Genomic DNA, 14,500 nt, shown 5'->3' with positions numbered 1-14,500 from the left:
TTACGCCTGCGAACCACATCACATCGGCGGGTGGTGGGCCGGTGAGGCACTCACCCGTTGTCCGTCTCGGCGGTGTCATCCTCGGCTTTCTCGCCGTCGATGGGCTCCTCGGGCGTCGCCGGAGGCAACTCCCGTGACTCGCCTGCGGGATAGGCGGCCTCGAACGCCCTGACTGCGGCACCGACGGTCGGGAAGACATGCGCCGGGTCGAAGTCCTCGAGGAGTCCCTGCGCCCGCAACATGCCCTCCAGTTCGGGATCGACGCCGGCGAGAACGATATGGGCGTCCCGCGAATGCACGAACGCGACGAGGTCGTCGAGCACACCGGTTGCCGAGTAGTCGACATACGAGATCACCGTGCAGTCGAGGACCAGCCAGCGCACCGGATCGGGGGCGGACTCGACGAGCGCCACCACATCGTCGGCGAATCGATTGACGTTCGCGTAGAACAGATCCGCGTCGTAACGGAACACGATGAGGCCCGGCATGGACTGCTGGCCGCCCCGAGCGGGCCGATACTCTCGCGCACGTCCGTGATCGGACACCCCGACGACGAACCTCTCCGGTCGGTATTGCCGGCGGATGATCTCCAGCAACGACACCACCATCGCGGCCAGAATCCCGTTCTGCACCCCGAACACCACGACGACGACCGCGGTGAGCACCGCGATCCCGAACTCGATCCGGCGGATCCGCCACATCCGGCGGAACGAGTGCACGTCGATGAGGTCGATCGCGACCAGGAACACGATCGCGGCGAGCACGGCATGCGGCAGGTGGGCCAGCGCCGGGCCGAGGAAGGCGACGGCGGCCAGTGCCGTCGCGGCCATGGTCAGGTTCGCGACCTGGGTGCGGCCGCGTTGCTCCTCGAGGAACTGGGTCTTGGTGGGGCTTCCGTTCACCACGAACGTAGAGTTCAGTCCCGCAACGATGTTGGCCGCCGCCAGGCCGACCATGTCGCGGTTCACGTCGGTGGTCTCGCCGTGCTTGTGCGCGAGTCCTCGTGCCGTGCCTGCGCTCTGGGCCAGGATCACCACCGTGCAGCCGAACGCGACGGTCGCCGCCTTGGGCACGGCATCCCATCCCAACCCGGTGGGCAGACCGAAAAGCGGTATGTCGCCGCGCAGGTTTCCGACGACCGGCAGATCGTCGTCCCAGCCGAACATCGCGACCAGCACGATGGATGCCACCACCAGGACGAATGCCGCGGGTGATCGAGGGACCACCCGCCGCGCCACCAGCAGCACGCCCAGCGACGCGGCCGCGAACGCCGTCGATGCCCAGTCGATCGAGCCCAGACGGTCGACGATCGCGGCGCACCGCTCCCACACCCAGCCCTCGGCTCGCGGCAGGCCGACCATTCCGGGAACCTGCCCGACGATGACCGTGAGGCCGGTCCCGGCGAGGAATCCCACCAGAACCGCGGTGGAGAGGAAGTCGGCGAGAAATCCCAGTCTCAGCAGCCGCGCAAGCGCCAGGAACACCCCCGTGACCAGGGCGATCAGCGATGCCCAGGCCAACCACTCCTGCGAATCGGGTTCCACTCCGACGACGCCGATACCGGCGATACCCGACGCGAGCAGCGCCGCGGTTGCGGAGTCCGCGCCCACGACGAGAAGCCGCGAGGCCCCCAGCAACGCAAAGGCGACCGCCGGCAGGATGATGGTGTACAACCCAGCCGACACCGGCACGTGCGCAATCGAGCTGTACCCCATGCATTCTGGGATCGCGACGGCCGCGAGGGTCACCCCGGCCACGACGTCGGCACGCAGCCACGCGAGCCGGTAACCGCGCAGCGCGGGCGGGACCAGCGCATGGAGCGCGATCATGACGTAGACCGTACCCCGCCGACTCGGCCTTCCCACCGCACTTGTCCCGGTTCGTGGCGCCGGTTTCTGGGTATCCGGTGCCGACCATGCTTTCCGTCTGAGGAGGACACCGTGGACACCGCCCTGTGGATCATCATCGCCGTGATCGTCGTGATCATCCTGCTAGTCGCACTGCTGTTCTTCCTACGGAAGCGCAGAGAACTCCGGCGCACGAAGGCCCAGCGCATCCGCGAGAACGCGGCCGGCGACATGTCGGAGTTGCGCCGGCGGGAGGCCACCGCGCAAGAGGCGCAGGCGCACGCGCGCAAGGTCCAGGCCGAGGCCGATGCCAAGGCCGCCGAGGCCCGACGACTCAATGAACAGGCTCGCGCCCACGAAGGCCACGCCGCCGAGAAGCGGGACGAAGTACAGAGCACGCTCGCCCACGCCGACAAACTCGATCCCGACGTCCGGGCCGAGGGGGAACGCCGCGACGACGATCGTCACCTGGGCACCCCCGGCCACAAACACGAACTGGGTGACAGCCGCGGCGGCAACCAACCAAGCGGCAACCAGCCAGGCGGCAACCGGTTGGGCGATCACCTACCCGGCGAGAACCCGACGAGGAACCCGCAGCAACCCCCTCGCGACGTCCCGTGAAGAACCCGGCGCGGGCGCCTGACAGGCGTCCGCGCCGGGTCTCTCCGGTCGATTCCTCGCGGCTCAGCTGCCGCGCTTGATCCATTCCTCGAGATGGGGTGCCTCGGCGGCGACGGTCGTGCCGTCGCCGTGACCGGTGTACACCTTGGTCTCGGGATCGAGAGTGAAGATCTTCTCCGTGATCGAGGCGATGATCGTCGGGAAGCTCGAGTACGAGCGTCCGGTCGCTCCCGGTCCGCCCTGGAACAGGGTGTCACCGGAGAACAGCACGCCCGCCTCGGGCAGGTGGATCACCGATGAGCCCGGCGAGTGGCCGGGTGTGTTGATGATCGTCAGCTCGGTGCCGGCGATACCGATCTTCTGGCCGTCCTCGAGATCCTGATGCGACACCCCGGGGTGGGTGTCGTTCCAGAGCATGTCGTCTCCGGGGTGCAGGAGGATCGGCGCACCCGTGGCCTCCGACAGCTCCGGCGCAACGGTGACGTGATCGTTGTGACCGTGGGTCAGCACGATCGCCTTCACCGTGCGGTCTCCGACGGCGGAGAGGATCGGGGCCGCCGAGTGCGCGGCGTCGATGATGATGACCTCGTCGTCGTTCCCGACGAGCCACACATTGTTGTCGACATCCCACGTTCCGCCGTCGAGGCTGAAGGTGCCCGAGGTGACGACGTTGTCGATACGCAGTCCGGCCATCAGAGTTCCACCACCGAACGCAGGACCTTGCCGGCCTCCATCGCCGAGAACGCGGCCTCGACGTCGTCGATGCCGATGCGTTCGGTGACGAACTTGTCGAGCGGCAGACGGCCCTGCTCATAGAGGTCGATGAGCATCGGGAAGTCGCGCTCGGGCAGGCAGTCGCCGTACCACGACGACTTCAGTGCGCCACCGCGCGAGAAGAAGTCGACCAGCGGCATCTCCAGGGTCATCTCCGGCGTCGGCACACCGACCAGGACGACGACGCCGGCGAGATCGCGCGCGTAGAAGGCCTGCTTGTAGGTCTCCGGGCGGCCGACCGCGTCGATGACGACGTCGGCGCCGTTGCCCTCGGTGAGGTCCTGGACCGCGGTGACCACGTCGTCGACCTTGCTGCCGTCGATGGTGTGGGTCGCGCCGACGTCCTTGGCCCACTCGAGCTTCGACGGATCGCGGTCGATCGCGATGATCGTCGTCGCACCGGCCAGCTTGGCGCCGGCGATCGCGGCGTCACCGACACCGCCGCAACCGATGACGGCGACCGAGTCGCCGCGGCCCACGTTGCCGGTGTTCATGGCGGCGCCGATGCCGGCCATGACTCCACAGCCGAGCAGACCGGCGACGGCCGGGTCGGTGTCGGGATTGACCTTGGTGCACTGCAATTCGTGGATGAGGGTCTTCTCGGCGAAGGCGCCGATGCCCAGCGCCGGGGTCAGCTCGGTGCCGTCGGTCAGTGTCATCGGGACGCTGGCGTTGAAGGTGTCGAAGCAGTACCACGGACGCCCGCGCTTACACGCGCGACACTGACCGCAGACCGCACGCCAGTTCAGGACGACGAAGTCGCCGACCTCGACATGGGTGACATCCGAGCCGACCGACTCGACGACACCGGCGGCTTCGTGACCGAGCAGGAAGGGGTACTCGTCGTTGATGCCGCCCTCGCGGTAGGCGAGGTCGGTGTGGCAGACACCGCAGGCCTTGATCGACACGACGACATCGCGCGCACCCGGGTCCGGGATCACGATGTCGACGACCTCGGTCGGCGCCTTCTTGCTGCGCGAGATGACTCCCTTGACTGCCTGAGACATGCGTTGGTTCCTTCCGCAACTGCGTTGTCAGCGTTTCGTGCTCGGCTGTGCTCCCGGTCGCGACGACGTGATTCGCCCTCACCGGACACATCGCCACAACCTTATCGGTACGCGTATCTATCGTCCACTCATGGTCAACATCGTCAACCAGGAGTGGTCGCGGGCAGGCCTTTTCGGACCGGCCAGGTTTGGTTGTATCCGTCGTCGGGCACGCCACATGGGAGAACCATTCGTGTCGACCACGAGGAGGCAGACGATGGCTGAGAAGAAACGTGACCCGGGACCATCGGTCAAGGACGACGAGCTCTACGAGAAGCTGCGCGACGAGGGAAACTCGAAGGAGAAGTCCGCGCGGATCGCCAATGCCGCGGCCAACAGTTCCCGGTCGGACGTGGGCCACAGCGGCGGCAAATCCGGTTCCTATGAGGACTGGACCGTCGACGAGCTCAAGAAGCGCGCGAAGGAACTCGACATCAGCGGGTACTCCGACCTGAAGAAGGATGAGCTGGTCGAAAAGCTGCGCAACCACTGAGACCGCAGCTCGAGGAGCAGCCCGAACAGCACCGAAGCCGCCGGCCCAGAAGGGTCGGCGGCTTCGGCGTGTTGATGGACGATGCCGGTCAGTGCGCCTCTCGGCGAGTGGCCGCTCGAAGCGGCAAATGGGGTGAGGCCCGGGGCATGAATCCGTCACCGTCGAGGTCTTCAACTGCGAGCGTCCCGGATCTATTCCCGGGCCGCGCACGTGACCTCCGCCACGGCGATAGCACAAGATCCGTCGCAGACACGAAGCCAACTCCCGCACAGTAGGTTTCAGCACAAGGAACAGGTGATAGACCTTAGGACTTTGTCCAACTCGGTTCGACCACCTGGCGGATCATCAGGTGAGGTTCGCCTTCCAGGTCGGATGCCTGGTAAGAGGCGCCACAGGGAGCGGTTGCTGCCCTGGGGCGGCGCTAAGCGCTCCCGACCCCCCTTGCCGTAGGGGGGCGGGACCGCTTCAGCGTCAGGGCAGGGTGAACGATCCGGCGTTGGGAACCGCTGCCGGGGCAGGCTCGCCGAGGACGAACGATGCTCCCCACTGCTCGCCGCCGGGCTCCACGGGGCCTTGGGGCACTGCTGCGGGTGGTCCGACCGGCGCTTCGGTCACGGTGGTGTTGTAGGTCGGTCCGCCGATGTAGTAGTTCGGCTGCTCGGTGGGTTCGGCGGGTTCGGTGGGCACGGTGGTGGTGTGATCGACCGGCGTCACCGGAGCCTGCGGCACCGGAGCTGCCTCGGTGGTGCCCGAGACGATGCCCGCGCCGATCACCGCAGCACCAAGCAGGACCGGAATGCCGAACCGCACGAACGTCTTCGGGGACACAGACTGCTTTTGCGGCAACCGGTGGCGGCCGCGCTCGGTGGTGTCAGTCATCGCTACTAAACCTTCCAGGCGGGTCCGTAGGTGACGACCTCGGACTGGCCGGCGCTGGTGCGCACCTTCAGCTTGGTGTACTGACGGATGGTGACCGGTCCGATAGCGCCCTTGACGGTCATCTGCACACCCGAGAAGTCGCCGTACGCGATCGACTGGTTCATCGGACGATTCACCAGCGGCACAGTCTCGATGCCGCCCTGCTCAACGCTGAATGTCATCGTGGTCGGCGGGATGATCGTCACGTTCGGGGTGATGCTTCCACCGGCCAGCGGCAGCGGGATTCCGGGGAGCGGTGCACCAGCACTGAGCCCACCCGAGATCGACAGGCTCGGAGTCTGCATCCCGATGGTGATGCCGTTGGGGGCGAAGCTCACGGGGTAGCCGACCTGGTAACCGGCCTCGATTGCCCCTTCGATCACGGTGCCGCGCGGCCCCTTGATGGTGACCCGGGTCTTGCCACCGAGGTACACATCGCGGCTCATCATCGAGGAGTCCAGCGGCTGGTAGGTACGCATGTGCAACTCACGCTGCTCGGCAGACAGATAGATGCCGTCCTGGGTCTTGTGGTGGCGCGAGCTGCTGGCTGCGTCAGCGGTGCCCTGCGCACCGACGGCGAGCGCGGTGGTCAGGGCCATCGCACCCAGCAAGAATCGAACGGTCAGTCGCCGCATTGTGAAGGCTCTCCCCTACTTCGTTCACGCACACGAACACAGGGACTCCGAAAACACGGCAGAGAATGCAAGCACGAACCCGTGCATGAATTTCCCCCGAGCGCAGTGGATTCCCCGAAACTCGCTGCATCCTGTCAGTGAGACTGAAGCTAACACACCATCTCTCACAATCGGGCACTAGGTCCGGTAGATCACATGGCCTATCCCTCGATGAATCGACACGGACCAAATGTGAAGGTGCGCAGCACGTCTGACCTCCCACAGGTGCGGACACATATCCCTCCTTTGCGGACACAACGAAATCTACTGTGTAGATCAGTGTCTGAGTTGTGTGACCGCTGGTATATGGGAGGTATGAACGAATGAAGACCATGATGACCCGCGCTGCGGTGCTGATGATCGGGATTGCCGGCGTGGGTATGGGACTGTCGGCCGCAGCAGCGCCGGCGCAAGCGCAATGGTACGGCGCGCCTGACAAGGAAGCCTGCGAGCAGCTCCGGAACTGGGTGCTCACCCAGGACTCGAAACAGCGACACTTGGAATCAATGGACGGGGAACACATGGCTCCGGGGCAGCTTTACCCAGAGGGGATGCTGTTCGCCAGGCCGTGCACGCAGCAGGGTCCAGGATCTTGGCAGTTTGAAACCTACCGTGCCCGGTAGCAGCAGTTCACGCTGATCCCGCTGGCGGTGCCTGTCCTCCATCCGAAGGACAGGCACCGTTCGTGCGTGCGACGCTCGCACACCTGACGGCCCTGGCTGTGTCGGTCACGGAACTCTTCGCGAGGCTCTCGGCAACTCGGCAACCCACCCGATCGCCCTCTACCGATCGCCGGAGTCGGGATCAGCGGATGAGCCCGGCGAACTCGAACGCGGTCGGCGCGGTCTCGCCGGTGTTCCACAGTCCGCGGCCGGCCCCGACGACCCGGCCGAGCCCCTCCCCCGTACGTAGAGGCGAAAGATCGGCCCGAGGTCGTCCCCATACTCGCGGTCGTCGACGTCAGGTTCGGATTGCCGTGCACAGCAATGGAATCGACGATGAAGAGAAGTCACGCGCGTTGGTCGTCGTCACCCGGGAGTCGGCGGTCGCATAGGCCGGGTCAACGGTGATGTGTACGTGGTAGCCGGCCATCGCGACTCGTTGGCCCGGGACGCCGGGAGATACGCCGATCCGGTGGCAAACGCGCCATGACCCCACGGTTTCTACCGAACGCGGGCGATCAGGGCAGCAGGCCTGCCTGTCGCGCGACGACCACGGCTTCGAGCCTCGACGACGCGCCCAGCTTTCGCATCGCGTCCTTCATATAGCTCTTCACCGTGTGCACGGTCAGGCCGAGCGCCTCGGCGATGCGGGCATTCGAGTAGCCGAGGGCCGCGAGCGACAGCACGTCCTGTTCGCGTCCGGTGAGCTCGACCGCGGATGAGTCGGCGGCGGCCTCGGCGAGCAGGACCTCGGTGATGGCAGAGAGCTGTTCGGAGAGGCGGGCGTCGTCGACGGTGTCGGCCAGTGACCGCAGGCGTGCGTACGCGGCGGTCATGCGGTCGCGCAACTCGTCCTCGTTCTGTGCACCCTGCTCCAGCCGGGTCCGGGAGGCCACGATCTCCTGTTCGACGGCGCGGGCCTCCGCGGCCAGGACGTCGAGCATGCGCCCGCCGATCGGATCGGGGGTGTGCAGCGCACCGTAGATGACCGCGACCGGCGTGCGATCGACGATGATCGGTGCGGCCATCATCGCGCGCAGGCCCTCGCGTTCGATGAGGGTGTTGTAGCGGTGGGTGATGTGCGGGGTCCGCACGTAGTCCTCGACCACCATCGGGCGGTTCAGCGCCACCACCTTGCCGCCCAATCCGTGCCCGACATCGACCGAGAGCCCACTCAGCGCACCCGCATGCTTACCGGCGAAATGCTGCAGACGCAGACTCGTCGAATTGTTGACGACGCCGGCGAAGGCCAAAGGCACTCCGCTCGATGTGCGCACCCGTCGCAACGCGTCGGTGACGATCCCGCTCAGCGGCTCGGGCATCTCACCTCTTCTATCCCCCTCTTCGGAGGGTGGCAGGGACTACGGACGGCGGGTCACACTGTGACCCAGCTTACTCAGTCAAGAGCGAGGTTCACGATGACACAGGCCACGACGACCCCCACCGACATGGTCGACCGCTGGTTGGCAATCTACGGGGCGCCCGACGCGAACGCCGCGGCACTCCTCGTCGACGGTCATGATCCCGACGCGGTGACGTTCACCGTGATCGAGGTCGAGGCCTCCGCCGACGCCGATTCCGCACCGGTGCCGGTCACCACGGACGTGACCTACGGCGACCTCGCCGAGCGGTCCAAGCGCTTCGCGTCGGCACTGGCCGACCTGGGCGTCGGCCGCGGCGACACCGTCGGCGTCCTCATGGGCAAGCGCGAGGAACTCGTCGTCTCGCTGCTGGCCATCGCCCGCCTGGGTGCCGTCTACATCCCGCTGTTCACCGCGTTCGCCACCCCCGCGATCGAGATGCGGCTGCGCGCCGGCAACGCGAAGGTCGTGATCACCGAACCGAGCCAGGCGTCGAAGCTCGACGGGCTCGAAGACATCCGGACCGTGGTGGCGGGACCCGAGTTCGAGGAGCTTGTGGACTCGCACGATCCGATCGCCGAGTCGGTGGCCGTGGGCGGCGAGGGCACGCTGATCCTGCTGTTCACCAGCGGCACCACCGGTGCGCCGAAGGGTGTTCCGGTGCCGGTGAAGGCGCTCGCGTCGTTCGTCGCCTAAATGCACTACGGCCTCGACGTCCGCGATGACGACGTGTTCTGGAACGCCGCCGACCCGGGCTGGGCGTACGGCCTCTACTACGGCATCCTCGGCCCGCTGGCCACCGGACACCGCAACCTGCTGCTCCACGCCGGCTTCAGCCCCGAACTCACCGCGCAGATCCTCGGCGGCCTCGGCGTCACAAACTTCGCCGCGGCACCGACCGTCTACCGCACCCTGAGCAAGGACCCGCGGATCACCGGCTTCTCGCTGCGACGGGCGTCGTCGGCCGGCGAGCCGCTGACCCCGGACGTCATCGGCTGGGCCCAGCAGGCACTCGGCACCGAGGTCCGTGACCACTACGGCCAGACCGAGCACGGCATGTTCATCAACAACCACTGGCACGACGACGTCCACGAGGCGCTCGTCCCCGGTTCCATGGGCAAGCCGATGCCGGGCTTCGCCGCCGGCGTCGTCGACGGCCAGATCGCGATCGACGTCCCCGCCAGCCCCCTCATGTGGTTCTCCGGCTACCTCGACGCCCCGGACAAGACCGCCGCACGGTTCACCGAGGACCGCCGCTGGTACCTGACCGGCGACACCGGACGCGCCGACGAGGAAGGGCGCTACTTCTTCACCGCGCGCGACGACGATGTGATCATCATGGCCGGCTACCGCATCGGCCCCTTCGACGTGGAGAGCGTGCTCATCACGCATCCGTCGGTGATCGACGTCGCGGTGGTCGGACGCCCCGACGAACTGCGCGGCGAGGTCATCGAGGCGTTCGTCGTGCTCGCCCCCGGCGTCGAGGGCACCGAAGCCCCCGAGAAGGAGCTGCAGCAGCTGGTGAAGAGCGAGTTCGCCGCCCACGCGTACCCGCGCACCGTGCACTTCGTCGACGCCCTCCCCAAGACCCCCAGCGGCAAGATCCAGCGGTTCCTGCTGCGCAAGGGATAGACCGACCGCGTTCGTCGGCGATCGAAGACGACGCGGCCATGACGCGCGACCCAGCGGGTGCCCCCCTTTCGCTGGGCCGCGTGACCATCGAGGTGCCGTGGCCGGCTGCCGCAATCCGGCCGGCCCGGTCACCTCGAGTTCGGTTCGCACCATCGCGAACCGTCACGGCCGACGGGTCATTCACCCCCGGGTGACCCGTCGGCCGGGCCCCACGAAGTACGACGATCGGTGCATAGGTGTCCGATCCGCGCGAGCGGATGGTGGGGATCGCGGGTTCTCACCCAGACCGCGGTGCCGTCGACGACGGTCGCGTGGAGGATGTCCCACCCTGCCGAAGGCCAATCGATCCACGCATTCCCCGTGAGATCGCCCTGCAGTTCGTCGGCCAGGAAAGCCGTGGCCTGCGCGGTGGGGAGATCCCGGTCGAGGGGATTCTCGGTCCTCAGGTACCCGCCCCAGCCCGACTCATCCCAGCGACGTAGCTGGACGTGTGCCAGCCCGAACTCGCCGACGACGAGAATGTCCCATTCGTACCCGCTGAAGTCGGGTAACGGCTTCTTGGAGACCCAACAACCCAGATCGCGCTCGATCGCCGCGACCGCACTCGACAACGATTGTGGAACCGGGGACCGGCCGTGCCATTCGTGGGTGTTCCAGCGGCGCGTCCACCTCGCGATGACGTCGAATGGATACTCACTCATGCCCCGGTCGGCCGTCCGATCAGAGCCAGCACCGAATCCGGCGGCGTCGCACCCGAATACGTGATCGGTTCGTCGTAGACCGTTCTCATCGGTACGACGCCGGTCCAGTTCGACGACTCGACGCCCGGTCCGCCGGTGCGGGCCTTGGCGATCCACTGGCCGTCGACGATCGGTAGTCGCAGAGCCACGGTGGCCGCGAGTTCTTTTCGCGTGGTCTCTCGCACCTCGGCAACGCGACCCGGAATGAGCTTGTCGGACAACACCTCCAGCGCCGACTTCGCGTCGTCGACCAGCTCGAGCGTGCCCCGCACCACCGCCGAACGGTAGTTGGCGGAGTGATCGAAGAGGGTGTCGGCGATGACGAGGCCGTCCATCGCGAAGACCGTGAACGTCACGGGCGCTCCTGCCGCGACATGACGCAGGGCTCCCGCCCCGGTCGATCCGTGGAGCAGGATGGCGTCGCCGTCCCGAGCGAACAGCATCGGCACCGACCACGGCAGACCGTCGACGACGGTACTGAGCGTCCCGACCTTCGCCTCGTCGAGGAGTTCGTCGAGGGCGGCACGATCAGTCGCGCGATCGGGTTTGCGGGTGAGCGCGCCGAGGGGAGATGTCATGGCGCTCATCGTCGGGTACGGGCCCCATCCGCTCAACCGAAATTGGCGTCCGGCTCCGCTCCAGAAGACGTGGGAATGAGGACCGGAGTTGTCCTCGATGGGTCATAACGTGGTTCTCACCAGCACGAACGAGCCACCCACGACGAACCGGAGAGCATCATGAGCACCTACACCACCGCAGAACTCAGCGTCGATGTCAACGGAGAGAAGCGCGAACTCCTCACCCTCCTGCAGGACCTGCGCAACCTGCTCAAGATCGCCGCCCGCAACCTCTCCGACGAGCAGGCACGCAAGCAGAGCACGGTCAGCACGCTGACGATCGGTGCCCCTGATCAAGCACCTCGCCCACGGTGAGGAGAACGCCGCCGACGTCATCACCGAGCGGGACGAGAACGCCGAGTTCGACATGAGCCGGGCGACAACCGAATACGAGCTGACCGAGGGCGAGACCCTGGCCGGGTGGCTGGAGGCCTACAACCGTAACGCCGCTCGACTCGACCGCGTGATCGCCGACGCCGAGAGTCTCGACGAACTCATCCCTCAACCCACCGCACCGTGGGCACCCGAGCGCGAGTGGTCCACGATCCGCACGATGATCCTGCACCTGCTCCGCGAGACCTCCCACCACTGCGGACACGCCGACATCATCCGGGAGGCGCTCGACGGGCAGACCACGATGGGCGCGATCTCCGAGGGTCAGGACTGGGCCGACGCCGAGTGGGTGCAGTAGCTCACTCGATGGTCACCGCCCGACTGTGCCAACCGGTGGCGCCCTCCGGGATGGGCGGCACCCGCTCTTCCGGCTGCGTCGCGCCGGTGGCGTCGGTCGCGCGGCAGTACAACGTGTGTCGGCCGGGCGTGGCGTCCCAGATCCATGTCCACTGCCGCCAGGTGTCGGTCGAGTACTCGGTGGCGAGCTCGGCCGGATTCCATGGTCCGTCGTCGACGCGGACCTCCACCGAACGGATACCCCGATGCTGCGCCCACGCGGTGCCCGCGACGACCACCGGTCCCGCGGGCGTCGTCGACAGCGGTGCGGGCCGATCGATCCGCGACGCCGTCTTGATCGGTCCCCGTTCGCCCCAGCCCCGCTGGGTCCAATAGGCCTCGGCACGATCGAAGCGGGTGATCTCCCAGTCGACGACCCACTTGCACGCCGACACGTAACCGTAGAGACCGGGGATCAACTGCCGCACGGGGTATCCGTGCTCGAGGGGTAGCGGTTCGCCGTTCATGCCGACGGCGAGCAGCGCATCGCGGCCGTCCCGGATCGCCTCGAGCGGGCTTCCCGACGTCCACCCGTCGACGCTGGTGGCCAGCAGCATGTCTGCGTCGGCGTGTACCCCGACCTCGGCGAGGATGTCGCGCATCGAGTATCCGAGCCAGCGTGCGTTCCCGGCGAGGTCGCCGCCCACCTCGTTGGACACGCAGGTGAGCGTGATGATCCGCTCGATCGCGGGCATCGACTGCAGGTCGTCCCACCTCAGTGTCATCTCGCGGTCCACCATCCCGTGAATCCGCAACCGCCAATCCGTGGTGGTCAGCTGCGGGACCTGGAGCGCGGTGTCGATCCGGTAGAACTCGCGGTTGCCGGTCATGAACGGTGTCGCACCATCGATCCGCAACTCGGTACCCGGCGGGACCGGCCTGCTCGCAGAAGTCGTGCGCGGCAACCGAAGCCGCACGCGTTCGGCGAGAGCGCCACCGGTGTCCGCGGCGCGCCGGGCCAGGCCGGCGCACACCGCACCCGTCACGACGACGATCCCGACCGCACCGACGAACTGGCGGCGAGACCACCCCCCTGAGCGGGACGCATCCTCTTCGGACACGTTCCCGACGGCACTCCCGCGCCCCAGCACCACCAGCACACCTACCGCCACCAGGCCGGCAGCAACCGGCGGAACGACGTAGGACACCTCCACCGTGGGACGGGTCAACGCGGCAGCCACGCCGACAGCCGCGAAGGCCACGACGATCAGCACCCCGACGGGCGGGCGCTTGACCTGCAACACTCCGGCAGTCACGGCGATCAGCAGAATCACCAGCGCCATGCCCGCCAGCAGCACCGGCTTGTCCGCCGTTCCGAAGCGGTCTATCGCGAACTCGCGGGCAAATGCAGGCGCATGGTCGACGAGGAACGCCGCGACCGCGCGATACGGGGACGCGAACTGCGAGACACTTACCGCGACGAGTTCGCCGACCGCCAGGCCGCCCGCCACCGCGACGACACCGGACACCGCTGCCCGCACAGTCGACTCCCGAAACACTCGCACCATCGTCAGCTCCGTTTCTTCCGACTGGAGTTCGCTCACCGACAGCACTCGGATTGGACCAATCCGGCACCGGAGCAATCCGCAACGACTCGAGCAGCGAATGACGTCGTGAGTCCGGCCAGACGGTCGGGCCACGACCTACTAGATTGGATGGGCCATGGCCATCAAACGAATTCAGCGCCTCGTGGTCGCGGCGTCCGGGCTGGTGTTGGCCGTCGGCGTCGTTGCCGGGTGTTCCAGCGACTCCGACTCGGACAGCAGCACTTCCACGACCGGTGCCATGACGGAAATGACCAGCGAGTCCGCCGACACCGCCACCGGACCGGTCGGCCCCGGCTGTGCGGACTACGCTTCGGCCAACCCCTCTGGCGCGGGCTCGGTTTCCGGGATGGCAATGGACCCGGTCGCCACTGCCGCATCGAACAACCCCGAACTGACGACGCTCACGCAGGCCTTGTCCGGGCAACTGAATCCGCAGGTGAACCTGGTCGACACACTCAACAACGGTGAGTACACCGTCTTCGCACCCACCGACGACGCCTTCGCCAAGCTGCCGGCCGAAACCGTCGAGCAGCTCAAGACCGATTCGGAACTGTTGACCAAGATCCTTACTTACCATGTGGTTTCGGGTCAGGCCACGCCGGACAAGGTCGTCGGTGAACACAAGACACTCGAGGGTCAGACCCTGACGGTGACCGGGTCGCCGGACATGCTCAAGGTCAACGACACGAGCAGCGTGGTCTGCGGTGGCGTCGCGACCGCCAACGCGCAGGTCTACATGATCGACACGGTCCTGACGCCGCCTGCCGCCGGCTGATCACCGATCCCATCGGTTCGGTACGAGGAAGCACACGCCGGTTCCCTGGATGAGCACGCCGCTC

Annotated in this window: 14 protein-coding genes and 2 pseudogenes; 6 read left to right on the top strand and 10 right to left on the bottom strand. The window is 66.9% G+C overall.

The window, feature by feature from the left end:
- Positions 1-50 precede the first annotated feature (50 nt).
- Positions 51-1,829 carry a SulP family inorganic anion transporter gene (locus tag GOAMI_RS20270; protein WP_006438471.1) on the bottom strand — a complete coding sequence of 593 codons (1,779 nt, stop codon included), beginning with the start codon at positions 1,827-1,829 and terminating at the stop codon, positions 51-53.
- 111 nt (positions 1,830-1,940) lie between these two features.
- Here GOAMI_RS20270 and GOAMI_RS20265 point away from each other — a divergent pair, with 111 nt between their 5' ends.
- A complete protein-coding gene (locus tag GOAMI_RS20265; RefSeq protein ID WP_006438469.1) occupies positions 1,941-2,468 on the top strand; it encodes a hypothetical protein in 528 nt (175 codons plus the stop codon).
- A gap of 63 nt (positions 2,469-2,531) precedes the next feature.
- On the opposite strand, the gene GOAMI_RS20260 is transcribed toward GOAMI_RS20265, so the two are convergent.
- Entirely contained in the window at positions 2,532-3,161 is a 630-nt protein-coding gene (locus GOAMI_RS20260) for an MBL fold metallo-hydrolase (RefSeq protein ID WP_006438467.1), read from the bottom strand.
- Positions 3,161-4,249 (bottom strand): S-(hydroxymethyl)mycothiol dehydrogenase, encoded by a 1,089-nt coding sequence (locus tag GOAMI_RS20255; RefSeq protein ID WP_006438465.1) that lies wholly within the window; start codon positions 4,247-4,249, stop codon positions 3,161-3,163. Before GOAMI_RS20255 ends, GOAMI_RS20260 begins: the two co-directional genes overlap by 1 nt.
- A 256-nt stretch (positions 4,250-4,505) precedes the next feature.
- Between GOAMI_RS20255 and GOAMI_RS20250 the strand changes: the two genes are divergently transcribed.
- On the top strand, positions 4,506-4,781 hold the full coding sequence (locus GOAMI_RS20250; RefSeq protein ID WP_006438464.1) for a DUF7218 family protein: 276 nt from the start codon (positions 4,506-4,508) through the stop codon (positions 4,779-4,781).
- Between the two features lie 471 nt (positions 4,782-5,252).
- On the opposite strand, the gene GOAMI_RS20245 is transcribed toward GOAMI_RS20250, so the two are convergent.
- Both GOAMI_RS20245 and GOAMI_RS20240 read right to left on the bottom strand, forming a co-directional pair.
- Positions 5,253-5,660 carry a hypothetical protein gene (locus tag GOAMI_RS20245; RefSeq protein WP_006438463.1) on the bottom strand — a complete coding sequence of 136 codons (408 nt, stop codon included), beginning with the start codon at positions 5,658-5,660 and terminating at the stop codon, positions 5,253-5,255.
- Between the two features lie 5 nt (positions 5,661-5,665).
- Positions 5,666-6,334, bottom strand: a complete 669-nt coding sequence (locus tag GOAMI_RS20240; protein WP_006438462.1) for an MspA family porin — start codon at positions 6,332-6,334, stop codon at positions 5,666-5,668.
- Between the two features lie 362 nt (positions 6,335-6,696).
- Between GOAMI_RS20240 and GOAMI_RS20235 the strand changes: the two genes are divergently transcribed.
- Positions 6,697-6,996: a hypothetical protein gene (locus tag GOAMI_RS20235; protein ID WP_006438461.1), complete on the top strand. Its 300-nt coding sequence runs from the start codon at positions 6,697-6,699 to the stop codon at positions 6,994-6,996.
- Positions 6,997-7,333: 337 nt separating this feature from the next.
- Here GOAMI_RS20235 and GOAMI_RS23680 read toward each other — a convergent pair whose 3' ends face one another.
- Complete coding sequence (locus GOAMI_RS23680; RefSeq protein WP_255219210.1) at positions 7,334-7,465, bottom strand: hypothetical protein; 132 nt, start codon at positions 7,463-7,465, stop codon at positions 7,334-7,336.
- Between the two features lie 88 nt (positions 7,466-7,553).
- Positions 7,554-8,357 (bottom strand): LuxR C-terminal-related transcriptional regulator, encoded by an 804-nt coding sequence (locus tag GOAMI_RS20230; protein ID WP_006438460.1) that lies wholly within the window; start codon positions 8,355-8,357, stop codon positions 7,554-7,556.
- Between the two features lie 96 nt (positions 8,358-8,453).
- Between GOAMI_RS20230 and GOAMI_RS20225 the strand changes: the two are divergent.
- Positions 8,454-10,028: pseudogene (locus tag GOAMI_RS20225) on the top strand (AMP-binding protein).
- Positions 10,029-10,204: 176 nt separating this feature from the next.
- On the opposite strand, the gene GOAMI_RS20220 reads toward GOAMI_RS20225, so the two are convergent.
- Together GOAMI_RS20220 and GOAMI_RS20215 are read right to left on the bottom strand one after the other, a co-directional pair.
- Complete coding sequence (locus GOAMI_RS20220; RefSeq protein WP_006438457.1) at positions 10,205-10,729, bottom strand: hypothetical protein; 525 nt, start codon at positions 10,727-10,729, stop codon at positions 10,205-10,207.
- Positions 10,726-11,346, bottom strand: a complete 621-nt coding sequence (locus tag GOAMI_RS20215) for a pyridoxamine 5'-phosphate oxidase family protein (protein WP_006438456.1) — start codon at positions 11,344-11,346, stop codon at positions 10,726-10,728. The genes GOAMI_RS20220 and GOAMI_RS20215 overlap by 4 nt, the downstream gene beginning before the upstream one ends.
- 159 nt (positions 11,347-11,505) lie before the next feature.
- Between GOAMI_RS20215 and GOAMI_RS20210 the strand changes: the two are divergent.
- Positions 11,506-12,076: pseudogene (locus GOAMI_RS20210) on the top strand (mycothiol transferase).
- A gap of 1 nt (position 12,077) precedes the next feature.
- On the opposite strand, the gene GOAMI_RS20205 reads toward GOAMI_RS20210, so the two are convergent.
- On the bottom strand, positions 12,078-13,622 hold the full coding sequence (locus tag GOAMI_RS20205; protein WP_040005050.1) for a molybdopterin-dependent oxidoreductase: 1,545 nt from the start codon (positions 13,620-13,622) through the stop codon (positions 12,078-12,080).
- A 154-nt stretch (positions 13,623-13,776) separates the two neighbouring features.
- Between GOAMI_RS20205 and GOAMI_RS20200 the strand changes: the two genes are divergently transcribed.
- The gene (locus GOAMI_RS20200; RefSeq protein ID WP_006438452.1) at positions 13,777-14,436 is read left to right on the top strand and encodes a fasciclin domain-containing protein; all 660 of its coding nucleotides are present in this window, start codon (positions 13,777-13,779) and stop codon (positions 14,434-14,436) included.
- The last annotated feature ends 64 nt before the right edge of the window (positions 14,437-14,500 follow it).

It is taken from the genome of Gordonia amicalis NBRC 100051 = JCM 11271, from assembly GCF_000332995.1.
Lineage (GTDB): Bacteria > Actinomycetota > Actinomycetes > Mycobacteriales > Mycobacteriaceae > Gordonia > Gordonia amicalis.
The sequence above is the reverse complement of the archived record's forward strand: the minus strand, read 5'-3'. Positions and strand labels throughout refer to the sequence as shown.